Genomic DNA, 22,647 nt, shown 5'->3' with positions numbered 1-22,647 from the left:
CCCTATCCACCCAGTACCTCACCCTCACGGCGCGGGTCCGCTCCGCCGATCCAGCCGCCGTCGGTGCGCTGCAGCGCGCTCAGTCCGCTGGACTGATCTGCGACCGACACCTCGTGGCCCATCTCGCGGAGCGCCGCGACCACCGGATCGTCCTCGCCCGAGACGTTCGGGTGTTCACCGCCGTAGTTGGTCGACGGCGTGTTGGCCGCTCCGAAGTCGACCATCGACACCGCCTGCTGCGGATCCATGCCCCAATCGAGCAGTCCCACCATCGTTTTGACGACGAACTGGATGATCACCGAGCCGCCGGGAGAGCCGGCGACGAGCACGAGGTCTCCGCGCTCGCCGTCGTCGTTGCGGTCGAAGACCAACGTCGGGGCCATCGAACTGCGCGGACGCTTCCCCGGCTCGACGCGATTGGCCATCGGAGTTCCGTCCTCGGCCACGGGAGCCGCGGAGAAATCGGTGAGCTGATTGTTGAGCAGGAAGCCGTCGACCATGTGGAACGAGCCGAAGGCCGACTCGACGGTCGTCGTCATCGAGGCCGCATTGCCCTGACTGTCGACGACCGAGATGTGGCTGGTACCGAACTCTGGATCGGTGGACGAGGCGAACTGCACCGGGCCGAAGTCGCCGGGCTGCGCGGTACCCATCGACTTGCCCTCGTCGATCAGTCCGGCTCGCTCGCTGAGGTATTCGGGATCGAGCAGCGCATCGGGTGAACCGCCGGGCAGGGGAACGAAGTCCGGATCTGCGACGTACTTGTCACGATCGGCGTAGGCCAGGCGCTCGGCCTCGGCGATCAGGTGTACACCCTCGGCCGTCGGGGTTCCGCCGTTGGCGTCCATCCCCGTCGGCGCGTACTGCGCAAGGTCGAAGTTCGACAGAATCCCCATCGCCGACGCCACCGCGATACCGCCCGAGGACGGGCCTGGCATACCGCAGATGTCGTGGTCGCGGTACTCGGTGCACACGGCCGTGCGGGTCTTGGGTTCGTACGCGGCGAGATCCTCCAGCGTGATCTGCCCGGGAGTGCGGCCTGCAGTGGTGTCGGCGGTGGCGTCGACGATGGCCTGTGCGATGTCACCGGTGTAGAAGGCGTCTGCCCCGTCGGTTGCGATGGCGGACAGCGTCTTCGACATCGCCGGGTTGTTCAGCACCGTCCCGGCCGGCTTGCCGGTGCCGTCGGGCTGCAGGAAGTAGTCCTTGGACGCTGGGTCGAGGGCGAGCTTCGGTGCCGAGTCGGCGATGGACGAGGCCATCCGTGGGCTGATCTCGATTCCGTTGTCGGCGAGATCGATTGCGGGTTGGAAGAGCTCACCCCATTGCTCGGTGCCGTGATCGTCGTGGGCCTGTTCGAGCATCCGCAGCACCCCCGGGACGCCGATCGAGCGACCGCTGGACCGGGCATCGGGTTGCGGCAGAGTGCGATTCACGTCGTCGATGTACCGCAGGTAGTCCCCGGTGGCGCTCATCGGGGCGGTCTCGCGGCCGTCGTAGCTCTGCACTTCACCGGTCGCTGCGTCGTAGTACATCAGGAATGCACCGCCGCCGATGCCGGAGGACTGCGGCTCGACGAGGCCGAGCACCGTCTGCGCCACGATCAGCGCGTCGGCCGCGGTGCCCCCGTCCCGCAGGACCGCGCACGCGGCCTCGGTGGAGACCGGATTGGCCGTCGAGACGGAGTACGAAGCCGTCTCCACCGGGGTCATGTTCGATCGATACCCGGTCGCCACTTCGGGATTGGTGGAGATGTCGCCCGAATTCGCACTCGGTGTCGCTCCTACCGGGGTGCCGCCACTGGCACCGAGGACACAGCTGTTCTCGGCCGCGGAGTCGGGATCGGTGCTCTCGCTGCTACTGCACGCGGCGAGCGGCACCAGCAGCAGGGCACATGCAAGGACAGTCGAGCGGTGCACTCCGATTACAGACACCGACCGACGCTAACATCCGGCTCACCTGCCGGCACGGGTCTCGGCAGATTCGAGAAGCCAGTGTGCGACGGGTGCGGGTCTACCGAACAGAAAGCCCTGCGCGAAGCGGCATTCGAGAGCCTCGATGATCTCGGCCTGTTCCTCGGTCTCGACGCCCTCGGCCACCGTCGCCACCGGCAGCGCCGACGCCATGGCGACGATCGCGCGAATCAGCTGAGTATCGGATTCCGAACTGCCGATCTGGTGGACGAAGGACTTGTCGATCTTGAGCAGCGCGATCGGCATCGCGCGCAACCTGCTCAGCGAGGAGTAGCCGATGCCGAAGTCGTCGAGAACGATGAGCACACCCATCGCGGCGAGTCGGTCGAGAACGCTTTTCGCCGTGCCCATGTCGTCGATCAGGACGCTCTCGGTGATCTCGAGGGCCAGATCCGCTCCGTCGAGGTCGTACGTGTCGAGCAGTCGCCCGACGATGACCGGCAACGAATCGTCCCGCAATTGCATCGGGGACACGTTCACCGACATGGTGACGTCCTGTCCGTTGGACCGCAGTGTCACCAGGTCCGACATCGCGGTGCGCAGCACCCATTCGCCGATTTCCTTGATGAGATTGGTCGATTCGGCAATCGAGATGAACTCGTTGGGGGTACGCACTCGCCCCTGCCAGTTCCAGCGCACGAGCGCCTCGTAGACGACGGTGGTGCGCGAGACGGTCTCGATGATCGGCTGGTAGTACACCTCGAGTTCGCCGCGTCTGATCGCGCCGCGCAGCGCGGTGGCGGTCTCGATCGCGGATGTCGCTCGCGCACGCAGGGACTCGTCGAAGAATGCGTAGCGCGCCGCGCCGAGAGACTTGGCGTGATACATCGCGGTGTCGGCCTCGCGGATGGCGTCGTGCAATCGGTCCGCGTCGGCGATTCCCACCGAGGCCGTGACGTATGCCGTTGCGGCGCTCAGGGGGAACGGTTCGTTGGTCCGATCGATGATGCGGCGGGCCAACGCCTCTGCTCCGCCGCGATCGCGGCGGGTCAGCACGACGAACTCGTCACCGGCGTACCTGACCACGGTGTCGGCGGCGCCGAGTGCGGCGCGGATGCGTCGCGCCGCGGCCACGATGAGTTCGTCACCGACGCGGTGACCGTACGAGTCGTTGACCATCTTGAAGTTGTCGAGGTCGACGAACAGAACGCATGTGCGTCCCGGAGTCTGGCTGCGCTCGAGCCGGGTGAATTCCTCGTCGAGCATCGTGCGGTTCGGTAGGCCGGTCAACAGATCGTGAGCGGCCAGGTATTTCGCGTGCTCCTCGCCGACCTGCACTCGGGTCAGCGCGCGTTCGCCGCGCAGGAAGGCACCCACCAGGATCGACGCGAGCAACAGGGACCGGACGATCAGATCTCCGGTGGACACGGCCGAGCCCAGCAGTGGCACCGTGGCGCAGACGACGAGCAGCGTCACCACGAACACGACGCGGCGGCTGCTGTGCGCCGGTGCAGGAGTCTGCCGTTGGGAGACGGTGCGCATCGACGGATCGAGGGCCGCCATCGCCAGGGAGAGATACGCGAACAGGTAGATGCCGTCGAGCAATCCCGAGGACGGCGCGTCGTCGGTGGTGGCAGCGAATGCGTACGAGATGTCGCCGACGAGTGTTGCGACGAGTGCGATCAAGGCCCACTGCAGCGCTGGGGTACGGGGCTTGGACGAGAACAGTAGGTAGGTGGTCAGGGTGATCAGTGCTGCGTCTATCGCCGGATACAGTCCGTTGACCACTGTCGATGCCGAGGAACGAGGAGATTCGAGGGCCGGTGAGATGAACAGCAACCACGACAGGAAGAGGGTGCCGAGGAAGATCAGTCCGGCGTCGACGAGTGGAGTGATGTCGTCGATCGACTGCCGATCTCGGATCCACCGCGAGAGTGCGTACCCGACGAGTGCGTACCCGGTCAGTGTGAACAGATCCGGCAGCAGCGGGAACGAGTGATTCAGTGCGGTGGGATCGCTGCGGAGCGAGACCCCGAACATGAACAGCACCGAGGCACCGAACAGTGCCCACCAGCATCGAGAGTCGTCGGGGCGGTATCTACGGATCGCGGCGCTGATGGTGAGTACCGATCCGACGGCAACGGTGGCGAGGACACCGGCCCGCACTCCGGCGTCGCCGAGAACGAAGACGGTGCTCGCGACGACGACCACTGCCACCAGACCCGCGGTTCGTCTGGTGTGCATGGGGAAGGGCGCAGCGACCTTCGTGTTCATCGAAGGACCTACTTCCTTCTCGCTCGTGGCGTTCGCATGGCTGTTCGCGACGCCTCCATGGGTGAATATACGTCTTTGCGCAGCGCACACGGGGCCGAAGTTCGCCGCCGCCGGTGAAGAAGTTCAACAGATGTTGCAACGGCACAGTGTCGTCAACCGAGGGTTGACGACTACGCATCGTCAACCTACAGTTGACGCATGACGAAACCACTGAAGATGACGAACCCCGTCCGTCTCGACGATCTCATCGACGCCATCGAGAAAGTGCACACCGATGCGCTCGACCAACTCTCGGGTGCGGTGATCGCGGCCGATTCCCTCGGCGAGGTCGCCGACCATCTGATCGGGCATTTCGTCGATCGAGCCCGCCGCTCAGGGGCGTCCTGGACTGCGATCGGAGCATCCATGGGAGTCAGCAAGCAGGCGGTGCAGAAGCGCTTCGTTGCGAAGGGCGGCGACGATCCCGCCGATCTCGATGCCAGTCAGGGCTTCTCGCGCTTCACCCCACGGGCGCGCAACGTGGTGGTCGGAGCGCAGAACGAGGCTCGGGCCACTGCCAACGACTGCATCACCACCGGGCATCTGATCCTCGGTCTGCTCGGCGAACCCGAGGGATTCGCAGCGAAACTGCTGGGCGCGCAGGGCCTCACGCCCGAGCAGATCCGTTCTGCGGTGACGGCGACGCTGCCGGAACCGACCGACCCCGTACCCGATCTCGTGCCGTTCGACGCCGGTGCCAAGAAGGTGCTGGAACTGACTTTCCGTGAGGCGCTTCGGCTGGGGCACAACTACGTCGGTACCGAGCACATTCTGCTGGCACTGTTGGAGAACGAGGACGCCACGCTCGCCTCGCTCGGCGTCCGCAAGGACACCGTCGAAGAGGGGCTGGCGGCGGCGCTCGGTATCTAGGAAGCGATGGCCTTCGCTCGTTCGAGAGCGATGCGGACGTCCTCCTCGATCAGGTCACCGTTGATCGCAGCGCCGGCCTTGACTCCAGCCGCGGACGCCGCCACCACGGTGTCCATCGGTGCAGACACGTTGCCTGCAACCCATACTCCGGGAACGGATGTTGCACCGACGGGATCGGCCTCGACGTACGTGCCGAGGACGTGGTCGTTCATGACCATCTCGGTCGTGGCCATCCCCAGCGACATCAGGATGTCCGCGCGCGAGGTGAAGTTGGGTCCTACGACCAACGCGTCGAGCGGGATCTGCGTGCCGCTCGCGAGTGTCACTCCCACGATCGCGTCGCTGTCGACATCGACCCGAGCGATCTCCTCGCCGACGACCTCGATGCCACGTGCGGTGAGTCGCTCGAGGTCCTCTTCGGCCAGTGTCGGTGCCGTGTGCGCGAACACCGTGACGTGCTCGGTGAGCTGACGCCACATCTGTGCCTGGTGTCCGACCATGGCGCTGCCGATGATTCCGATCCTGCGATCGCGTACCTCCCAGCCATGGCAGTACGGGCAGTGCAATACATCGCGCCCCCACCGATCGGCGAGGCCGGGGATGTCCGGCAGAACATCGGTGAGGCCGGTGGTGACCAGGAGGCGGCGGCCGCCGACGACGGAACCGTCGGCGAGAGTCACCTCGAACCCGGTGTCGGTTCGACTCGCGGATGCGGCGACGCCCTCGACGATGCGTACGCCGTAGTGCCGCGCCTCGTCTCGGCCGAGTCGAACCAGCTCGAGAGGCGACTCCCCGTCGCGGGTGAGGTAGTTGTGGGAATGCGCTGCCGGTGCGTTGCGGGGATCGCCCGCGTCGATGATCGCGACGGATCGTCGGGAACGGCCGAGGGCCACGGCGGCGCTGAGTCCGGCGACTCCGCCGCCAACGATGATCGCGTCGACCGGAGTGTGTCGATCGGTGTCTGTAGTCATGTGGAGAGTGTCCGGCAAAGGGCAGGTATTGGCAATAAATCTTGCCATTGCAGCAAATGGTCGAAGCAAAAAATACCGCGTGTCGGGGTTGAAGGCGCAGATTCGGCCATTCGCCGAATTGTGATCGTGCCGACTGGCGTCGAGGCTGCCAGAGGTCGATGTAAGCGCGGATCTACCGCTTGAACAGGGCGTTCACTCGAGGTCTACTGGTCGGTAAGAATCGAGCCGGGGGGGCATGTGGGGCACTTCGAGATCGGCGAGACCGTGATCACGGTCCGCAACCTGGGACATGTGCGATGGCGCAGCGGAATTCCCAAAGGGACCGTGGGAATCGTCGTCGGAATCGATTGGCTCGGTGACGCTCGCGTGAACTTCACCGTCGACGAGTCGATGCTCACCCGAGGTGAGACGGTGGAACACATCGTCGCCGACGGCGACGTCCGCACGCTGCGGGCCGCTCCCCGCCGTCTGATCGGCTAGTTGCTGTCGGTTCGCTCGTCGTCGGTCGCGGGACCGGTTTCGATCGCTCCGCCTTCGCTCGACCAATCGTTGTCTTCCGCCGCTGCGGCCGGATCAGATGTCACGTCTTCCTTGGCGGCGGGAGCAGTGTCGTCGTTCTTCGAGTCGTTGTCGTTGGTAGTCATGACTCCGGGGTACCCGCGCGGAACCGAAGCAATCGTCGGCCCCGCGCGGGCGGGCGTTCCGGCGGTCTACAGCCCGAAGGGCAGCGTTCCCGGTGCCAGCTCGAAGCCGCTGCTGCCAGCGGAAATGGAGCCGAAGCCGCTGAGGATCTGGTTGATGAACGCGGTGATCATGTAATTCCTCTGTTCGATGCGATGGACGTTCTGTCCTGGACAACCAGGTCGAGGCTACCGGCAGCTGTAGCGTCGAAGCTGTGAGGAGCCAGGGAATTCTCGTCGGTCTTGCTGTGTCCGCCTGTGTACTGGCGGGCTGTTCGTCGGACTCGTCGGTGCCGGAATCGCCTGCTCGGCCGTCGGAAGCCCCGGCTTCGGCGAACTACGTCGCGTTGGGTGACTCGGCCGCATCGGGCCCGCGAATCCCCAACCAGGTCGGCGCACCGGGATGCCAGCAGTCCGACGCCAACTACCCGCACGTACTCGCCGAGGATCTGGCCGTCGGTTCTTTCGTCGACGTCACCTGCTCGGGTGCCGTCACCGAGAACATCGTCTCCACTCCGCAGGGAACGTCCAGTGGCGAGGTTCCGCTGCAACTCGACGCAGTGACCCCCGAGACCGATCTGGTGACCGTCACGATCGGCGGCAACGACATCGGGCTGGTCTCGACGGCCGTGCAGTGCCTCACCTTCGCGGACACCTCCGCCACCAACGTCTGCAAGGACCGCCTCACCGCAGGTGGCGTGGACACCGTCGCCGCTGCCATTGCAGACAAGGCCCCCAGCTGGGGTGCGATGCTCGACGCGGTGGCCGAGCGTGCGCCCGACGCGCGGATCCTGGTTGTCGGCTACGGCACCTATCTGCCGAGCGGTGGCTGCTTCCCCACTCAACCCATGCTGCCCGAGGACGCCGACTACATCCAGGGCAGCATCACCGCCATGAACGAGGCCCTGCGGACGCAGGCGAACGAGCACGGAGCGGAGTTCGTCGACACCGAGCCGTCGAGTGTCGGCCACGATGTGTGCGTGGCTCCGGACCAGCGGTATTTCGAGGGCGTCGTCCCGCAGAATCCCGCTGCGCCGCTGCACCCGACGGCGGCGGGGATGGCAGCCATCGCCGATGCGGTGGCCTCTGCAGTGCGTGCCGGATAGGAACCACAAAACCGTAACTGGCTCTTCTCAGGCGGGCCGGTCGACGTGAAGTCTTGACCGCATGGTCTCGTATTCCGCAGTTCTCGGAGTGTTCGCAGTGGCTCTCGCGTTGGTGCTGACGCCGGGGCCGAACATGATCTACCTTGTCTCGCGCAGCATTTCGCAGGGCCGACGAGCGGGAATGGTGTCGCTTTCCGGAGTCGCGATCGGCTTCCTGATCTATCTGACGGCCACCAATCTCGGCTTGGCCGCGGTGTTCACCGCCGTGCCCGCGCTGTACACGGCGGTCAAGCTCGCCGGCGCGGCCTACCTCGCCTGGTTGGCGGTGCAGGCCTTGCGCGGCACGGTGTCGGCCTTCGAACCGACCGAGCTGCAACAGGATTCGACGGGGCGGCTGTTCACGATGGGATTGGTGACCAACCTGCTGAACCCGAAGATCGCGATCATGTACATCTCGGTCATCCCGCAGTTCGTCGATCCCACGGCCGGACACCTTCTGCTGCAGGGATTCACGCTCGGCGGCGTGCAGATCGCGGTGGCGGTGGCGGTCAACCTGGCGATCGTGGTGCTCGCCGGTTCGATCGCGCAGTTCCTGGCCGTTCGCCCGACGTGGCTGAGAGTGCAGCGCTATCTCATGGGTACGGTGCTCGGACTACTTGCGGTGCGTGTCGCCACCGACGGCAGCAGGCCCGTCTCCGCGTGAGCGGTAGGCCCGCCAGCCGCCGAATTCGGTGATGTCGGTTCCGTTCTCGGCCGCGTCGTGTGCGCAGCAGAACCCGGTGACCCAGCGACCGTCCGACAACTCGACCGGACCCAGACCCATCGGTGACGGTAGCCCGGCGAGGAACGTGCCGAGAGCCGCAGCGGACATGCGGTAGAGCTCCCCGGAGATGGCAGCGCCGTCCCCTTCCCGCCGCACCAAACCCGGCTTTGGCGGTGTGGTGTGCAGATCCACCAGTCGGTAGTCCGCAGAAGTGGTCACCTCGCCGCTGAATCGCGCGCCGCGATCGGTCAATTGGTGATGCACCGGAAAACCGCGCAGATGGGCACCGACGGCCAACACCTCGATGCCGTCGTCGATCAACGACGGTGAGGCTGTGCCTGCCAGTCGAGCAGCGAGGTCGATCGCGACCTGATCCTCGAATGCGGGCACGACGAACATGACGCCGAACGGGGTGCCCTCGTGCGTCGGGGCACCGGGAACCGCCACCGCGGCCATGTCGAGCAGGTTGCAGAAGTTGGTGAACGTGCCGAGGCGTCGATTGATGCTCATCGGATCCGACTGCACCGCAGCGATAGTGGGATGTTCGGTGGTGGTGGGCAACAGTAGGCCGTCGAACTCGCTCAGGAGCGTACGGACCGCTGTCTTCGCTCGCGCGAGGGCATCGAGATCGTCGACGTATCGGTGGGCGGACGGCTCGGCAGCCGAGCCGACGATCGCGGCCACCGTGGGATCGGCACCGGCAGGAGCGGTGTCGAGAAACTTTCCGACGGCCGAATAGCGCTGCGCCACGATCGCTCCGTCGTACAGCAGTGTTGCAGCGTCGAGCAGGGCGGAGATGTCGACCTCGACGTGGGTGAACCCCTTGTCGGCCAGTCCCGCGACCGTGTCCTCGAATGCCCGACGGTATGCCGGGCTCAGCGACGCCAAGTCCTCTCCTCGCGGGATGGCAACGCGGGGATCCGGTGACGCGGCGAGCCGGACGTCGGCAGGCCAGGCCCGGCTGCGTGGATCGGTTGCGGTGGGCCCGGCCATGACGTTCATCGCGGCCGTGGCAGTGTCGAGAGCGTGAGCCAGTACGGTGACGCAGTCGTAGTCGGCGCACGCGGGAACGACGCCGGTGTTCGGTACGATTCCCAGTGAGGCCTTGATACCCACCAGACCGTGGAAGGCTGCGGGAACTCGTCCCGATCCTGCTGTGTCGGTGCCGATTCCGATGTCCGCGATACCCAGTGCCACCGCGACGGCGGAGCCGGAACTCGAGCCTCCCGAGATCAGCGTGGGGTCCCAGGCGCAGCGCACCGCGCCGTAGGGGCTGCGGGTGCCGACCAGTCCGGTGGCGAACTGGTCGAGATTGGTCTTGCCCAGGATCAGTGCGCCCTGGCTTGTCAGTCGCTCGACGGCGACGGCGGATACCTCGGGTGTGTAGGCGAACTCGGGACATGCTGCGGTGGTGGGTAGACCGGCCACGTCGATGTTGTCCTTGACGGCGACCAGTGTGCCCGCGAGCGGCAGATCCGCACCGGCCGCGAGTGCCTCGTCGAGTGCGACGGCATCGGCCAGCACGTCGTCCTCGTCGCGCAGGGAGATCCACACCTCGGGCCGATCGACCTCGGCGATCCGCTTGTAGGCCTGCAGAACTCGTTCTCGTACCTCAGGCTGCATCGGTTCTGCCCTTCGTCGTATCGAATTCGCCTGCTGCCGACCACGCGTCGCGCTCGGCACCGAAGGCGACGGCTTGTCTCGCGCGGAACTCGGCGATGGAGTCCGCGTTGGTCTCCAGGAAGTTCTCGTGCTCGGCGAGGGAGAACTCACCGTCGGTGATGTCCACTCCGCCGCCGCGGCCGGCCGCCAGATCGGCGCGCAGGTCCATCAGCTCCTCGGGTTCGACCGAGTACCAGGAGATTCGGTCGAAGAACCGGAGCAACCACGGGGTGCCCTCCTCGAACGGACCACCGCTGTAGGCGGCGCTGTGGTTCCACACCTGCGTGGTTCGACCCACGAACTGGTATCCGCCGGGGCCTTCCATGCCGTAGATGCACAGGTACGCCCCGCCGATGCCGACGGCGTTCTCCGGCGTCCACGTTCGTGCCGGGTTGTATTTGGTCGTCACCAGGCGGTGTCGCGGGTCGAGCGGTGTCGCCACCGGAGCGCCCAAGTACACATCACCGAGTCCGAGCACCATGTAGTCGGCGGCGAAGACGGTGTCGAACACGTCGGCCACCGAGTCGAGTCCGTTCATGCGTCGGATGAACTCGATGTTCCAGGGACACCATGGCGCATCGGCACGCACGCCGTGCATGTACCGCTGGATGGCTTCCCGGGTCGAGGGGTCGTCCCACGACAGCGGGAGCCGAACCTGGCGGCTGGGAACCACGAGTTCCGAGGCTGCGGGAAGATCGTCCTCGACCTCGGACAGCAGGCCCATCAACGAATCGATGGACAGCACATCGGGATTCACCTTCACCTGCAACGAGCGGATGCCGGGGGTCAGGTCCACCAGACCGCGCGGCGCGAGGGCCTCGACCCGCTGGTGCAGTGCGTGCACCCGAGCTCGTAGGGCCAGGTCGAGCTTCATGTCGCCGTATTCGACGAGTACGTTGTCGTCGCCCGAGCGGCGGTACGTGACGCACGTGTCGGCGTCGCGTCGGGCGATCACGCCGTCGTCACCGTCTCCGCCTGCGGAGAACACTGCGGGCAGCGATGCGCGGCGAGCGAGCCCGAGTGATCCCAGCGGCGCGGTGGCCGCGGCCTTCACGGGAACGAAGCGGATGGTGTCCCCCGGTCGCAGTTGGCCGAGCTTCCACCGTTCGGCTGCGACCACGGTGACGGGACAGACAAATCCGCCGAGGCTCGGGCCGTCGGGTCCGAGCAGGATCGGGGTGTCGCCGGTGAAGTCCAATGCGCCGACGCTGTAGGCGTTGTCGTGAATGTTGGACGGGTGCAGTCCGGCCTCGCCGCCGTCGGCTCTGGCCCACTGCGGCTTGGGCCCGATGAGCCGGACTCCGGTGCGATCGGAGTTGAAGTGCACCTCGTAGCGGGTGGCGTAGAGGGTGTCGATGTCGTCGCGGGTGAAGAACTCCGGTGCGCCGTGTGGGCCTTCGGTGACGGCGATGTCCCAGTTGGACGTCAGCACCGGCAGGTGTTCCATGGGGATGGGACCGAGGACGGCGGAATTGTCGGAGCGTCCGGCCAGGCCGATGACGTCGCCCTCACCGAGGGTGCCGCCTCGATGTCCGCCGAACTTGCCGAGCGTGAAAGTCGCTGCGCTGCCGAGATAGTCGTCGACGTCGAGGCTGCCCTGGATCAGCACGTACACCCGTAGACCCGACCCGGTGGTGGTGCCGACATCGAGGGTCGACCCGGCGGGTACCAGAACCGGCTTCCACTGCGGGACCGGTGTGCCGTCGATGTGTACCGGTACCGCAGCACCGGTGACGCAGACGTAGGTGTCGGCGTCGAACGTCAATGCAGGCCCGGCCATGGTGGATTCGAGGCCGGGTGCGCCCTCGGGATTGCCGAGCGCGGTGTTGCCGAGCCGGAACGACAAATCGTCCATCGGCCCCGACGGCGGCACGCCCACCTTCCAGTAGCCGATGCGTCCTGGCCAGTCCTGCACCGTGGTGAGCATCCCGGGCCGGTGCACGGTCATCTTGGCGGCCGTACTGTTCACAGCGTTCATGCTCCAGCCGACTCTCGCGTCACGATCATCCGCACCGCGGTGGGGTCGAATCCGTTGCAGGGGTTGTTGATCTGCGGGCAGTTGGACACCAGCACCAGCGTGTCGATCTCGGCACGCAACGACAGCTTCTTGCCGGGAGCCGACAGACCGTCGACGATGCCGAGGGTGCCGTCGGCGTCGACGGGGACGTTCATGAAGAAGTTGATGTTGGGCACCAGGTCTCGCTTGCCGAGTCCCCACTTGGATCCCTCGATGAGGAAGTTCTCGACACACGCGTGTTGATGCTGGGTGTGGTGGCCGTAGCGGAGGGTGTTCGATTCCTTTGAGCACGCTCCGCCGACGGTGTCGTGGTTGCCGACCTCGTCCTCGACGATCGTCATGATCGGCGTCGAATCATCGCTGCGTAGAACGGTTCCGGTGGTCAGGAACAGGTTCCGCTGCGCGGCGACGGTGGCGGGGGCAGAGTATCGGATCGAGTGATCGTGTGCGCCGTACATCAGTGTGTCGACGGCCTGATTGCCGTACAGATCGACGATCGTCAGGATGTCACCGGCCTCGACGACGGCGGACCAGGGGCCGAATGCGGGGGCGATCTCGTCTTTCACAATCACTGCACTGGTAGTCACTGTGCTGCCTTCCATGCGTCCTCGGTGTTCTGCACTGCGCGCTGGTATTCCGGTTCGGTGTTGTCGAGAGCGAGTAGCTCTTCCGGGGCACGCCACGCCAGCACGTCGAGGGTGGTGGTGGGGTACTCGGTGCTGGGGTCCAGTGGGTGAGCGGTGTTGGCCAGCAACACGATCACCGGCAGGTGGATGAGCAGGTCCACCGAGCGGCCCGGTCCGGCCGAGCCGGTGCTGACGAGGCCCCCGTCCGCGGCGACGGTGACGCCGTGGAAGAACGACAGGGACGGCGCGACGTCGCGTGGTTCGAGCCCGTGCTTGGCTGCGGCGAGGGTGAACAGTTCGCGTCCGGCCGGAGCCGACGAATGTGGTCCGCTGACTCCGTATTTCGCGGTGTTGGTCGCCGAGGACGTCGTGCCGCACAGTGCGTCGTGGCGACCGGAGGTGTCGTCGACGATGGTCGCCAGCACGCGGCCCTGGTCCGAGAGCAGGGGGTGGCCTGCACTCAGGTAGGCCTGCCACGGAACCTTGACGGTGTCGGCGGTGTTGAGTCGCTCCCACGGGGCGTCGGCGCGGTAGAGCAGCAGATTGGCGCAGGCGGCACCGTCGACATCGACGAGGCGTAGCCGGGTTCCGCGAGCGAGCACCTTGGTGGTGTAGCTGCCGCCGGGTACCGACTCGGCCCACGTGAGCTCCGAGATGCCCGCCGGTGCAGTGGGTGCCGGCGCGACGGTCGCTTGAGATCGTGCGTGTTCCTTGGCGGAATACGTTGTTGCGGTGCTCATGGTTCAGGCTCCGATCGTCACGGGCTTGGGGTGGACTTTGCCGCGGGGAAGGCAGGCGATGCCGACCACGATCACGGCGAGGACGGTCAGTGGTGCGGCCCATCGCAGCAGTGGGAATTCGCCGGTGGGGTCGAAGATCTCGGCCCGCGGCCACGACAGGTTGATCACCATCAGGCCGCCGTAGAGAACAGCGGCGATGTTGACGGGCAGGCCGAGGCGTCCGAGGGTGAAGAGCTTCTCGCCGTCGCTGTCCTTCTGCACTCCGCCGTGCGGCCAGCCCTTGAGTCGCTGGATCAGCAGTGGGACGGTCACCATCATGTAGGCGAGGTAGATCAACACGATGCAGACGCTGGAGAGCGTGGTGAAGATCGCGGAGTTGCCGACGTTGACGGCCAGGATCGCCACGCAGGCCAGACCGATGAGCACCGACGGTGCGATGGGAGTTCCGGTGCGCGAGTTGACCTTCGCCAGCGCTGTCGAGGCGGGCAGGCGCCCGTCGCGGGCCATGGAGAACATCAACCGAGATGCCGCGGTCTGGATCGCGAGGGTGCAGATGAACACGGCGATCGCAACGTCGATGAGCAGGACCTTGCCCCACGGCGAGGTGAGGATCGAGTCGATGACGTACGGAAGTCCCTGCGTCGCAAGCTGACCGTCGGTGAGGCTGGGTGCGGCCATCAGAGCGCCGACGATCATCAGGCCACCGCCGAGTGCCGATGCCGAGAGGGCCAGGCGGATGGTGCGCGGCGCGACGCGTCGGGGATTGCGGGTCTCCTCGGCGAGTTCGCCTGCCGAGCCGAAGCCGACCATGACGTAGGCGGCCATCAGGCCCGAGACGATCCAGGCACCGATGTAGCCGGGATCTGCTCCGGCACTTCCGGTATCGAAGACGACCTGCGGTCCGCGCTCGGCGTGGGTGAAGAACACCAGCACGAGGGCGATGACGCCGACGATCTCGCAGGTCACGCCGATGCTGTTGATGCGCGACATCCAGTTGACGCCGATGCAGTTGATGGTGGTGGTGAGTACCAGCAGGATCGATCCGAGCACAACGGCATTCGCAGCTCCGCTCGACGAGGTGAGCGCGGTGTCCTCACCGATGAACTGGAATCCGCCCCAGATGCTGGGGAGTACGACCTGCAGTGCGATGGCGGCGGCGGAGGCGGTGACGATCTGCGCGATGATCATGAACCAGCCGGCGAACCACCCGACCAATTCTCCGCCCATACGCCGCGACCAGTGGTAGATCGCGCCCGAGATGGGATAGCGGGCAGCGAGTTCGGCGAAGTTGAGGGCCACCATGAACTGACCGAGAAACACCAGCGGCCAGGTGAGGAAGAAGGCCGGGCCGCCGAAGCTGAAGCCGAGGCCGAAGAGCTGGAAGATGGTGGTGAGGATCGAGACGAACGAGAAGCCGGCGGCGAACGACGCGTACTTGCCGAGGCTGCGGTGCAGTTGCTGGTCGTAGCCGAGGGCCGCGAGATCCGAATGGTCGGTGGTGGACGACGGTTCCGAACCCGCGCCGGGGGCCGGCAGTGTTGTCGAGCTCATGTTCTCTCCTACAGGCGAGGTGGGTGGTGAGTGACCGCCCGCTGCATCGCCGAGGCGGGTTTCTGTCAGTTGATAGTTTTCGGCACCGCCGTTCCCGGGCGGTGACCGTCGTGCAACAAGCTCGTTTCGTCTATTTCGATCAGATGACAGAAATCTCACCGACACGTCGACCTGACAAGATGAGGCCATGACCGGCGCAGGCAGACCCAGGCTGAGCACAAAGAAACGGCCCGGCGACACCGCTCGCGAGGAAATTCTGGACGCCTCGGCCGAGCTCTTCACCACCCGCGGCTTCACCAGTACGTCGACTCGCGTCATCGCCGACGCCGTCGGACTGCGTCAGGCCTCGCTCTATCACCACTTCGCCACCAAGGACGACATCCTCGACGCGCTCCTCAGCGGCACCGTCGATGCACCGCTGGCCGTCGCGCAGCGCATCCGCAGCGCCTCGGCCGATGCCGCAACCCAGATGTACGCGCTCGCCTTCTTCGACGCCGAGCAACTCGCCGCGTCCACCTGGAATCTGGGAGCGCTGTATCTACTGCCCGAGCTGCGCAGCGAGCGATTCGAGACTTTTCGCGACCATCGGTACACGCTGATGAGCCTGTATGCGGCTATCGCGTCGGACACTCTCGTTCAACTCGGTTCCGAGTGCCGACCTGGCACCGAGGACCTACCGTTTCGCCTGGTGGAGACCGTGGTGAATGCGCGGGCCGATCGTGAGAACGGGCGCGGTGACCCCACCGCCGACGCCGCGGGGATCGCCGCAGCCGCCGTGCGCGTGCTCGGTTGGGCCGGAGATGTCACTGCGCTGCACCGGAGTGCGGAGGCCCTGCTCGAGACGGTCGTCGGAATAGTCTTCGATCGTCGGTCCTTGCACGGGACATGACTTCCATAGCAATTGTCGGAGCAGGTGCAGGTCTCGGAGCGGCAGTGGCGCGCAAGTTCGGCGCGCAGGGCTTCTCGGTCGGCCTGATCTCCCGCAACCAGGCTCGTGTCGACGTCCTCGCAGATCAGCTCGCTGCCGACGGTATCTCCGCGAAGGGCTTCGTCGCCGATGTGCGCGACCCGGCCTCGATCGCCGCGGCCTTGGAGCAGGTCACCGAAACGCTCGGTCCCATCGAGGTGCTGCAGTACAGCCCGCTTCCGCAGAAGGACTTCATGCGGCCCGTGCTCCAGACCACCCCGGCAGACATGGTCGGCCCGGTCGAGTTCTCGATCTACGGACCCATCGCTGCCGTCCATCAGGTGCTACCGGGAATGAGATTCCTCGGCGAGAACAAAGGCACGATCCTGTTCGTCAACGGCGGCTCTGCCGTGAAGCCCGGTCGTACCGTCACCGGTACGTCCATCGCGTTCGCAGGCCAGGCAGCATATGCGCAGCTCCTCAACGAGGAGTTGGCCGAGGAGGGAATCCAGGTGTCGCAGTTGATCATCGGTGGTGCCATCGACGGCAAGGACCCGAAGAAGAGCCCCGAGGCTCTCGCCGAGCAGCTCTGGAGCCTGCACACCGAGCGCGACAGGTTCCGGGTTCAGGTCTCCACGGACTGACTAGGGTTGCGTGCATGACGTCGCTGCCCGACTGGGCTCTGAGCCTGGACCTTGCACCCCATCCCGAGGGTGGGTGGTTCCGCGAGACCTGGCGCAGCGAGGTCACGATTCCACAGACATCTCTGCCCGACGGTTATCCCGGTCCTCGGGCGGCAGGCACGGCGATCCTGTTCCTGCTCATGCCCGGTCAACAATCGGCGTGGCACACCGTCCGTGGCACCGAGATGTGGCTGTATCACCGCGGTAGTCCGGTGCAGCTCGACCTCGGTGGGGCCGGGGACGAGCCGGGCACCGTGACCTCGCTGCTGGTCGGACCGCAGTCGCCGCAGCAGATCGTGCCACCGTCGGTGTGGCAGCGGGCGCGTCCGATGGGCGACGAGCCGAGTCTGGTCAGCTGCACCGTCACCCCGGGATTCGATTTCGAGGACTTCCGGCTCGAGGACTCCCATGGGTAGGAAGCGGGAGTCCGCCGGGGGACTGAAGCCCGGTCTGTTCGAAATCGATTCGGGCACCTGTGAATTGGTCCGTGACACATTCTCCGACGACGGCTGGGTCGTCAACGTCAACGACGTCCCCAGTTCGCACATCGACATGAACGACCCCACCGTGCTCGAGTTCGAGTACATGCGGTGGATCTCGGGACTGGTTCGGGCGCAGTGGGATTCGAATTTTCCGCTGCGGGCGCTGCATCTCGGGGGCGGGGCCTGCACGCTGGCCCGCTCGTTCACCGCCGAATTCCCCGGTGCGCGTCAGGTGGTGGTGGAGCTCGACGGCAAGCTCTCGGAGCTGGTGCGCGAGTGGTTCGACCTACCACGTGCACCGTTGCTGCGCATCCGCGTCGGTGAGGCACGGGCCGTCACCGAGACGCTCAACGAGAACAGTCGGGACCTGATCGTGCGAGATGTGTTCGCGGGAGCGGTCACTCCGGAGCCGCTACTGACGGCCGAGTTCACCGCGCATGTTCGACGCGTCCTCTCGCCCGGCGGCATGTACGTCGTCAATTGCGGTGACCGACGCGATCTCTCGCTCGCGAAGCAGGAGGCGGCGACTCTTCGCAGTGTCTTCCCGCATCTGGCGATCGTCGCCGATCCGGCGATGCTCAAGGGCAGGCGCTACGGCAACATCATCATCGCCGGCAGCGACGTGCCGATCGGGGATTCCCCGTCGTTGGCCCGCGAGCTACTCGGCGGAGCGGTTCCGGCGCACGTGTGGTTGACCGAGCAGGTCGAGTCCTTCGCTCGCGACGCGCGAGTATTGAAGGATTAGGGCGCTGGAACGTTGCCCGCCAGGTCTTTCGCCAGTCGCTCGGCGGCCGAGATCAGCAGGGGTACGAACTGCTCGGCCGATTCCAGCGTGACCCGGGCGGTGGGCCCGGCGATGGACATCGCTGTGAGCGTCGGCGCACCGAGCACCGGTACGGCGAAGCAGCGCACTCCCACCTCCTGCTCACCGTCGTCGATGGCGTAGCCGCGTTCGCGGATCGTCGCGAGGTCCGCCAGCAGCGCGTCGAGGGTAGTGATGGTGTTGACGGTACGAGGGGCCATGCCGAGCCTGCCGACTATGGCGCGGACGGCGTCGTCGTCCAACTGCGACAGCAGTGCCTTGCCGACGCCGGTGGAATGCGGCAGGACGCGCTGGCCCACCTCGTTGAACATCCGCATCGCGTGTTCGGACGGCACCTGCGCGACGTAGACCGCCATGTCGTCCTCGAGGAAGGCCATGTTCGACGTCTCGTGGGTTATCCGGACCAGCTCGGCGAGGTACGGCTTCGCCCATCCGCCGATCAGCTTGCTTGCGCTGTCACCCAGGCGAATGAGTTTGGTGCCCAATGCGTATCGACGGGACGGCAGTCGCCTGACGTAGCCGAGAGACACCAGGGTCCCGATCAGTCGGTGCACTGTCGGCATCGGCAGATCGGTACCCTCGGCCAGTTCGCTGATCCCGATGGATCCTCCCGAGGCGGCCATGATGTCGAGCAGCTCGAACGCGCGCTCCACGGACTGCACCCCGCCACCTGCCGCCACAGTCCCACCTCGCATGCTCGTAGCTCCTACCGATCTCGATAGAACACTACTGGTGATGCCGCGTCGCCACCGGTGGTGCAGCGGTCACCACCGAGGGCGAGGGTTTCTGGCCGATCGTGACGACGTTGAACAGGATGTTCAGTACGACGGCAACGATGCTCGCGGCACTGATGCCCGAGTCGAGCACCACGTGTACCCAGTCGGGGAACGCGGCGTAGAAGCCCGGCACCGCGATGGGAATGACACCGAACCCGATCGCCACCGCCACGATGACGAGGTTGAGGTTGCCGTCGAACTCCACCTTGGAGAGCGTCCTGATGCCGCTGGCGGCCACCGAGCCGAACAGCACGATGCCTGCCCCGCCGAGCACCGGCAGCGGAACCGACGCCACCACCAGCCCGAGGATGGGAAAGAGGCCGAGGAACAGCAGCACCGAGCCGCCGGCCGCGACGACGTAGCGACTCTTGATTCCGGTGACGGCCACCAGGCCGACGTTCTGGGCGAACGCACTGGCCGGGAAGGTGCCGAACACGGGAGCGATGGTGGTGGCCACCATGTCTGCGCGCAGCCCGTCGCCGACGCGTCGCGCATCGACGTCGGTGCCGACGATCTCGCCGACGGCCAGGATGTCCGCGGTGGTCTCGGTCATGATCACCAGGATGACAACGACCATCGACATGATGGCCGCCACCTGGAACGTCGGCGCTCCGAATGCGAACGGCTCGGGGAAGCTGAAGATGGCACCGTCGCTCACACCGGAGAAGTCGGCCTTGCCGACGAGGACCGCGAACAGGGTTCCGACAATGATGCCGATCAGAATGGACAGGCGCGAGAGCGTGCCCTGCACCAGTCGACTGACGAGCAGCACCACCACGAGGCTGAACGCCGCGAGCCCGATGTTGGACATCGAGCCCCAGTCGGTGGCCTGCTGATCACCGCCCATCGCCCACCGAACCGCAACGGGCAGTAGCGAGATGCCGATGACGGTGATGATCGTGCCGGTAACCACCGGTGGGAAGAAGCGCACGATCTTGCTGAAGAACGGGGTGATGAGGATGCCGATGGCACCGGCGGCGATGATGGCACCGAACACCGAGTTCAGTCCACCCGGCCCGCTCGCGATGGCCACCATCGTCGACACCGACGCGAACGAAATACCCTGTACCAAGGGAAGTTTTGCACCGAAATACGGCACTCCCAACGTCTGCAGCAGGGTGGCCGCTCCACTGACGAACAATGCGGCCGAGACCAACAGGGCGATCTCGGTTCCGGTCAGTCCCGCTGCGCCACCGACGATCAGGGGTGGTGCGATGACGCCGCCGTACATCGTCAGGATGTGCTGCAATCCATAGAGATACGACCTGCCGATCGACAACCGCTCGTCCTCGGGACGGGCGGGATCGTGCGGCGCATGAGTGCGTTTCGTCAGCTTCGGGGTCGTCAGTTTCACGGCGGCGCTCCTAGCAGAATCCGGGAACGGTATCCCAGGCGCGGCCTGCGTCCGGGGCATCGTCGCGCTGCACCGTGGCCTCGATCAGACCGTAGGGACGATCCGCGACGTAGAAGACCTCACCGGGGTTGTCGAGTCCGAACGGCTCGAGGTCGACGAGGAAGTGGTGGATGTTGGGCATCGAGAACTTGATCTCGCCGATCTCCGGGTGCGCTTCGAGAACCTGCTTGCCCATCTGGAACAGACTCTGCTGCAACGCAAGAGAATGCGTGGAGGCGAACGCGTCGAGCATGATGGAGCGGACGTCGTCGAAGGTCTTGTCGAAATCCAGCTCGGTGGTGAGGTACCGCCAGCGGGCGCTGACCGAGGTGGCGAGGATTCGGTCGGTGGTCTCCTTCAGCGTGGTGTACCGGTCCTTCGGGTATCCCCAGAACTCCGACGCCGTCGAATTGAGGACCACGAGGTCGCTGATTCCGGAGACGATGGAGATGTTCTCGCCGTCGACGGTGACGATGGTGTTCCGCTTCTCGTCACTCGCCTTGACGAACGAGTGGTCGTAGCCGTCCTGACCGTTCGCGATCCGCGACCACTGGTACTGCTCGATTTCCCAGCGTCCGCCGGTGATCCAGTCGAAGTTGCCGGTGAAGTGCGCCCCGAGACGAAGTGCGAAGCTCTCGATCGCGCCGATACCGTCCCGCGCGAACGCGTACACGGTGTTCTTCTGAGTGTCGGTCGCGACGACGTGGGCGTTGTCGCCCTCGGTGTGGACGGCCTCGAGGTCGCCGCGCAGCTGCGAGGTGACGCTGACGTCGGTGATGCGGTGGCGAGGAGTCTCGCGGTCGATGCGGACGAGTCTGCATTCGGCTTTGCCGTACTGGTTTGCTCCGAGCACGATGGTCATGGGTTCTAGCTCCCTCGATAGGTGGTGAAAGCGAACGGGCTCAACAGAAGTGGGATGTGGTAGTGCTGGTCGGGTGCGGTGATCTCGAAGGTGACGACGACCTCGGGGTGAAAGCATTCGGTGTGCTGGGCCGCGAAGTAAGCACCGGTTGCGAAGGTGAGGCGGTAGGTGCCCGGTTCCAGTTCGGTGGGGCCGAGCGCTCCGACCCTGCCCTGCTCATCGGTGACGGCGTTGGCAACGTGGATACCGTGGTGATCGGCGAGGACGATCGAGACACCCTGCGCAGGAACGCCTCTCGCCGCATCGAGTACGTGGGCGGTCACATGGCTCCTTGGGTCAGACATCGCCGAGAGTTCCTGTTGCGCGAATCTCGGCGATCTCTCGCAGTTCGTGTTCGACGACGACGGCCTCGGTCTCGGCGTCGTTGGCGAGCCTGCTGTGCAGAGCATCGAGAACTGCGTGGGCATCCCGGCCGGCGGCCCTGATCAGAAACACCTGCCCGAACCGGTTCTCGTAGGCCAGATTTCCTGCCCTCAGCCGCTGTTCGACGGTCGTGTCGGAGATGTCGACGCCGGATTGCTCGTTGCTCGCGTGCCGAGCGCTTGCGTCGTCGCCGTCTGGTCTCTCGCCGATGCGCGGATGCACGGCAAGTGCGCGGTGCACTTCATCGGTTGTCAATGGTGCGGCAGCGCGATGAATGGCGTGGCGCAGAGCCTGCACGTCGGTGAACGGCCGGGCGCTCAGGACTCCCTCGACCCAGCGAGGCACGTCGAGGCAGAGCGAGAGCGTGCGTGCCGCTTCGGTCTCGGAGGCCGTGTTCAGATCGGCCACGACCCCGGCTGTCCCTAATTCCGCAATACGAAATGATAATTCCACCAAATGAGCGTGACACCGATCACATCCACTGTCAAGGGTTGATCCGAGGCTGCTCGCTTCGACCCCTGCGGCGTTGCTGCACTGCGATATTGGGCGTTCCGCTCGAGCGGTCCGGGTGCCCGGGTCTTGACAGACCCGCGTGGCGCACGCCACACTCGAACCACAAAACGGAATCGCAATTCCGTATGGCGGACTTTCAGTCCGGACCGTTCGAGCCCGAGAGGAACGACTTCATGACGGAGCTTTTCTGCAACGGTGGTGCGATGCGCGGCGGCAGCCTGCACCACAACGTCTCGTCCCACCCGTTCGTGGGGACAGTGCGCACCACCCCGAACTACCGCTTCTTCTCGGTGCGTGACGAGTTCCCGGCACTGTTGCTCGACCACACCGCAGGAGCGGCCATCGAGGGCGAGCTGTACGACATTCCTCTCGACGACATCCGAACCGCATTCCTGCCGGACGAACCGCCGGAACTCGAACTCACCGTGGTGGCGCTCGAGGATGGGCGCTCGGTCCTGGGCGTCGGCCTGCGCCCCGGGGTGCTCGATGCGCAACCGGACGAGCTGACCGACATCACCTACGCAGGCAGCTGGCGTAGATACCGCGGACTGCCGCAACCTCAGAACTGAAAGG

At 65.7% G+C, this 22,647-nt stretch carries 23 protein-coding genes; 9 read left to right on the top strand and 14 right to left on the bottom strand.

What is annotated here, in order from left to right; translation table 11 throughout:
* Positions 1-2: 2 nt before the first annotated feature.
* Both ggt and CH302_RS09960 read right to left on the bottom strand, forming a co-directional pair.
* Positions 3-1,934, bottom strand: coding sequence for a gamma-glutamyltransferase (ggt, locus tag CH302_RS09965; protein WP_037195105.1), 1,932 nt, complete (start codon positions 1,932-1,934; stop codon positions 3-5).
* 21 nt (positions 1,935-1,955) lie between these two features.
* The gene (locus CH302_RS09960; protein ID WP_037195101.1) at positions 1,956-4,187 is read right to left on the bottom strand and encodes a putative bifunctional diguanylate cyclase/phosphodiesterase; all 2,232 of its coding nucleotides are present in this window, start codon (positions 4,185-4,187) and stop codon (positions 1,956-1,958) included.
* A gap of 198 nt (positions 4,188-4,385) precedes the next feature.
* Here CH302_RS09960 and CH302_RS09955 point away from each other — a divergent pair, with 198 nt between their 5' ends.
* Entirely contained in the window at positions 4,386-5,096 is a 711-nt protein-coding gene (locus tag CH302_RS09955) for a Clp protease N-terminal domain-containing protein (RefSeq protein ID WP_176460680.1), read from the top strand.
* On the opposite strand, the gene CH302_RS09950 is transcribed toward CH302_RS09955, so the two are convergent.
* Positions 5,093-6,067 (bottom strand): NAD(P)/FAD-dependent oxidoreductase, encoded by a 975-nt coding sequence (locus tag CH302_RS09950; protein ID WP_037195100.1) that lies wholly within the window; start codon positions 6,065-6,067, stop codon positions 5,093-5,095. The two genes, CH302_RS09955 and CH302_RS09950, sit on opposite strands and share 4 nt — an antisense overlap.
* A gap of 237 nt (positions 6,068-6,304) precedes the next feature.
* On the opposite strand from CH302_RS09950, the gene CH302_RS09945 reads away from it, so the two are divergent.
* The gene (locus tag CH302_RS09945; RefSeq protein ID WP_230596480.1) at positions 6,305-6,547 is read left to right on the top strand and encodes a hypothetical protein; all 243 of its coding nucleotides are present in this window, start codon (positions 6,305-6,307) and stop codon (positions 6,545-6,547) included.
* Here the strand turns inward: CH302_RS09945 and CH302_RS30000 are convergent.
* Complete coding sequence (locus CH302_RS30000) at positions 6,544-6,711, bottom strand: hypothetical protein (protein ID WP_176460679.1); 168 nt, start codon at positions 6,709-6,711, stop codon at positions 6,544-6,546. The two genes, CH302_RS09945 and CH302_RS30000, sit on opposite strands and share 4 nt — an antisense overlap.
* A gap of 251 nt (positions 6,712-6,962) precedes the next feature.
* Here CH302_RS30000 and CH302_RS09940 point away from each other — a divergent pair, with 251 nt between their 5' ends.
* Positions 6,963-7,853 (top strand): SGNH/GDSL hydrolase family protein, encoded by an 891-nt coding sequence (locus tag CH302_RS09940; protein ID WP_230596479.1) that lies wholly within the window; start codon positions 6,963-6,965, stop codon positions 7,851-7,853.
* A gap of 61 nt (positions 7,854-7,914) precedes the next feature.
* Positions 7,915-8,556, top strand: coding sequence for a LysE family translocator (locus CH302_RS09935; RefSeq protein ID WP_037195099.1), 642 nt, complete (start codon positions 7,915-7,917; stop codon positions 8,554-8,556).
* Here CH302_RS09935 and atzF read toward each other — a convergent pair.
* From atzF to CH302_RS09910, 5 genes are read right to left on the bottom strand one after another with little or no spacing between them, the layout of a single operon-like run.
* The gene (gene atzF / locus CH302_RS09930; protein WP_052048055.1) at positions 8,506-10,239 is read right to left on the bottom strand and encodes an allophanate hydrolase; all 1,734 of its coding nucleotides are present in this window, start codon (positions 10,237-10,239) and stop codon (positions 8,506-8,508) included. The genes CH302_RS09935 and atzF overlap by 51 nt on opposite strands.
* On the bottom strand, positions 10,229-12,256 hold the full coding sequence (locus CH302_RS09925) for a 5-oxoprolinase/urea amidolyase family protein (RefSeq protein ID WP_037195098.1): 2,028 nt from the start codon (positions 12,254-12,256) through the stop codon (positions 10,229-10,231). The genes atzF and CH302_RS09925 overlap by 11 nt, the downstream gene beginning before the upstream one ends.
* Complete coding sequence (locus CH302_RS09920; protein ID WP_037195096.1) at positions 12,253-12,897, bottom strand: urea amidolyase associated protein UAAP2; 645 nt, start codon at positions 12,895-12,897, stop codon at positions 12,253-12,255. The genes CH302_RS09925 and CH302_RS09920 overlap by 4 nt, the downstream gene beginning before the upstream one ends.
* Entirely contained in the window at positions 12,879-13,661 is a 783-nt protein-coding gene (locus CH302_RS09915) for an urea amidolyase associated protein UAAP1 (RefSeq protein WP_037195094.1), read from the bottom strand. The genes CH302_RS09920 and CH302_RS09915 overlap by 19 nt, the downstream gene beginning before the upstream one ends.
* Positions 13,662-13,664: 3 nt before the next feature.
* On the bottom strand, positions 13,665-15,212 hold the full coding sequence (locus CH302_RS09910) for an amino acid permease (protein WP_037195092.1): 1,548 nt from the start codon (positions 15,210-15,212) through the stop codon (positions 13,665-13,667).
* 187 nt (positions 15,213-15,399) lie between these two features.
* On the opposite strand from CH302_RS09910, the gene CH302_RS09905 reads away from it, so the two are divergent.
* Genes CH302_RS09905 through CH302_RS09890 form a run of 4 tightly spaced genes read left to right on the top strand, consistent with a single transcriptional unit; the run spans position 15,400 to position 18,029 of the window.
* Positions 15,400-16,101, top strand: coding sequence for a TetR/AcrR family transcriptional regulator (locus CH302_RS09905; RefSeq protein WP_037195090.1), 702 nt, complete (start codon positions 15,400-15,402; stop codon positions 16,099-16,101).
* On the top strand, positions 16,098-16,763 hold the full coding sequence (locus CH302_RS09900; RefSeq protein ID WP_037195088.1) for an SDR family NAD(P)-dependent oxidoreductase: 666 nt from the start codon (positions 16,098-16,100) through the stop codon (positions 16,761-16,763). Before CH302_RS09905 ends, CH302_RS09900 begins: the two co-directional genes overlap by 4 nt.
* 14 nt (positions 16,764-16,777) lie before the next feature.
* Positions 16,778-17,218, top strand: coding sequence for a cupin domain-containing protein (locus tag CH302_RS09895; RefSeq protein ID WP_037195086.1), 441 nt, complete (start codon positions 16,778-16,780; stop codon positions 17,216-17,218).
* Positions 17,211-18,029, top strand: a complete 819-nt coding sequence (locus CH302_RS09890; protein WP_037195085.1) for a spermidine synthase — start codon at positions 17,211-17,213, stop codon at positions 18,027-18,029. The genes CH302_RS09895 and CH302_RS09890 overlap by 8 nt, the downstream gene beginning before the upstream one ends.
* Here the strand turns inward: CH302_RS09890 and CH302_RS09885 are convergent.
* From CH302_RS09885 to uraD, 5 genes are read right to left on the bottom strand one after another with little or no spacing between them, the layout of a single operon-like run.
* Entirely contained in the window at positions 18,026-18,802 is a 777-nt protein-coding gene (locus CH302_RS09885; protein WP_052048054.1) for an IclR family transcriptional regulator, read from the bottom strand. The genes CH302_RS09890 and CH302_RS09885 overlap by 4 nt on opposite strands.
* Before the next feature lie 31 nt (positions 18,803-18,833).
* Positions 18,834-20,237, bottom strand: a complete 1,404-nt coding sequence (locus CH302_RS09880; RefSeq protein ID WP_230596477.1) for a nucleobase:cation symporter-2 family protein — start codon at positions 20,235-20,237, stop codon at positions 18,834-18,836.
* 10 nt (positions 20,238-20,247) lie between these two features.
* On the bottom strand, positions 20,248-21,138 hold the full coding sequence (gene pucL, locus CH302_RS09875) for a factor-independent urate hydroxylase (RefSeq protein ID WP_037195082.1): 891 nt from the start codon (positions 21,136-21,138) through the stop codon (positions 20,248-20,250).
* A 5-nt stretch (positions 21,139-21,143) separates the two neighbouring features.
* Positions 21,144-21,482, bottom strand: a complete 339-nt coding sequence (gene uraH, locus CH302_RS09870; protein ID WP_037195080.1) for a hydroxyisourate hydrolase — start codon at positions 21,480-21,482, stop codon at positions 21,144-21,146.
* On the bottom strand, positions 21,475-21,969 hold the full coding sequence (gene uraD, locus CH302_RS09865; protein ID WP_037195078.1) for a 2-oxo-4-hydroxy-4-carboxy-5-ureidoimidazoline decarboxylase: 495 nt from the start codon (positions 21,967-21,969) through the stop codon (positions 21,475-21,477). The genes uraH and uraD overlap by 8 nt, the downstream gene beginning before the upstream one ends.
* Before the next feature lie 278 nt (positions 21,970-22,247).
* On the opposite strand from uraD, the gene CH302_RS09860 reads away from it, so the two are divergent.
* Positions 22,248-22,643, top strand: a complete 396-nt coding sequence (locus CH302_RS09860) for an allophanate hydrolase-related protein (protein WP_032385160.1) — start codon at positions 22,248-22,250, stop codon at positions 22,641-22,643.
* Positions 22,644-22,647: the final 4 nt, after the last annotated feature.

Source organism: Rhodococcus sp. 15-2388-1-1a, assembly GCF_002259145.1.
Classification (GTDB): domain Bacteria; phylum Actinomycetota; class Actinomycetes; order Mycobacteriales; family Mycobacteriaceae; genus Rhodococcoides.
The sequence above is the reverse complement of the archived record's forward strand: the minus strand, read 5'-3'. Positions and strand labels throughout refer to the sequence as shown.

What these genes read in the sequence shown, in the direction of transcription:
- CH302_RS09885 (WP_052048054.1), bottom strand. Translation starts at nt 18,802, where the DNA reads ATGCGAGGTGGGACTGTGGCGGCAGGTGGCGGGGTGCAGTCCGTGGAG.
- uraH (WP_037195080.1), bottom strand. Translation starts at nt 21,482, where the DNA reads ATGTCTGACCCAAGGAGCCATGTGACCGCCCACGTACTCGATGCGGCG.
- CH302_RS09900 (WP_037195088.1), top strand. Translation starts at nt 16,098, where the DNA reads ATGACTTCCATAGCAATTGTCGGAGCAGGTGCAGGTCTCGGAGCGGCA.
- CH302_RS09935 (WP_037195099.1), top strand. Translation starts at nt 7,915, where the DNA reads ATGGTCTCGTATTCCGCAGTTCTCGGAGTGTTCGCAGTGGCTCTCGCG.
- CH302_RS09915 (WP_037195094.1), bottom strand. Translation starts at nt 13,661, where the DNA reads ATGAGCACCGCAACAACGTATTCCGCCAAGGAACACGCACGATCTCAA.
- CH302_RS09925 (WP_037195098.1), bottom strand. Translation starts at nt 12,256, where the DNA reads ATGAACGCTGTGAACAGTACGGCCGCCAAGATGACCGTGCACCGGCCC.
- pucL (WP_037195082.1), bottom strand. Translation starts at nt 21,138, where the DNA reads ATGACCATCGTGCTCGGAGCAAACCAGTACGGCAAAGCCGAATGCAGA.
- CH302_RS09960 (WP_037195101.1), bottom strand. Translation starts at nt 4,187, where the DNA reads ATGAACACGAAGGTCGCTGCGCCCTTCCCCATGCACACCAGACGAACC.
- CH302_RS09895 (WP_037195086.1), top strand. Translation starts at nt 16,778, where the DNA reads ATGACGTCGCTGCCCGACTGGGCTCTGAGCCTGGACCTTGCACCCCAT.
- CH302_RS09910 (WP_037195092.1), bottom strand. Translation starts at nt 15,212, where the DNA reads ATGAGCTCGACAACACTGCCGGCCCCCGGCGCGGGTTCGGAACCGTCG.
- CH302_RS09920 (WP_037195096.1), bottom strand. Translation starts at nt 12,897, where the DNA reads ATGGAAGGCAGCACAGTGACTACCAGTGCAGTGATTGTGAAAGACGAG.
- CH302_RS09955 (WP_176460680.1), top strand. Translation starts at nt 4,386, where the DNA reads ATGACGAAACCACTGAAGATGACGAACCCCGTCCGTCTCGACGATCTC.
- CH302_RS30000 (WP_176460679.1), bottom strand. Translation starts at nt 6,711, where the DNA reads ATGACTACCAACGACAACGACTCGAAGAACGACGACACTGCTCCCGCC.
- CH302_RS09860 (WP_032385160.1), top strand. Translation starts at nt 22,248, where the DNA reads ATGACGGAGCTTTTCTGCAACGGTGGTGCGATGCGCGGCGGCAGCCTG.
- atzF (WP_052048055.1), bottom strand. Translation starts at nt 10,239, where the DNA reads ATGCAGCCTGAGGTACGAGAACGAGTTCTGCAGGCCTACAAGCGGATC.
- CH302_RS09950 (WP_037195100.1), bottom strand. Translation starts at nt 6,067, where the DNA reads ATGACTACAGACACCGATCGACACACTCCGGTCGACGCGATCATCGTT.
- CH302_RS09905 (WP_037195090.1), top strand. Translation starts at nt 15,400, where the DNA reads ATGACCGGCGCAGGCAGACCCAGGCTGAGCACAAAGAAACGGCCCGGC.
- CH302_RS09890 (WP_037195085.1), top strand. Translation starts at nt 17,211, where the DNA reads ATGGGTAGGAAGCGGGAGTCCGCCGGGGGACTGAAGCCCGGTCTGTTC.